At 62.2% G+C, this 473-nt stretch carries 1 pseudogene; it reads right to left on the bottom strand.

Annotated features, from left to right (window positions below):
* Window positions 1-18 precede the first annotated feature (18 nt).
* A pseudogene (locus C5B90_RS20115) lies at window positions 19-473 on the bottom strand (RNA polymerase subunit sigma-70); the annotation flags it as partial.

The raw sequence follows: 473 nt of genomic DNA, 5'->3' as shown, positions 1-473 counted from the left end.
CACTTCGGTTGTTGAAGCTCATGGCTGCGCCCGTTCGGTCTCTCGATACGTGACGCCGAGGTCGAGGTCCTCGTACATCCGGTCGAGCATCGCCAGCGCCGACTGGAACTGGGCGTAGTTTTCGCGCATGTACTCGATCGTCTCTGCTCTCGGGATCACCGGGTACCCTTCGACGTGCTCGATGTCGAGTGACGCGCGTGGCTCAAGGACGATCTGCAGCGGTCCGTTCAACTCGTCTCGGGGCTGTCGCTCGAATGCGGTGGGGAGGTCGAAGGACTCGAAGAATGTCTCCCAGGCGTCGACGTCCTGCTCACGAACAGCGAGGAACAATGGATAGTCGTCGGGCTCGCGACCGACCTGGTAGCCGCCCTGAGTCCACACGTAGACGGCGTCGATCCGCGTGAACGCGAACGGCCAGTCACCGAACTGTGGGATGACGTACGTTTCCTCGATGGAGGGTGGACTGACGCCGG

This window comes from Haloferax sp. Atlit-12N, from assembly GCF_003383095.1.
In the GTDB taxonomy this organism is placed as follows: Archaea; Halobacteriota; Halobacteria; order Halobacteriales; family Haloferacaceae; genus Haloferax.
This window is presented reverse-complemented; position numbering and strand designations above follow the sequence as displayed.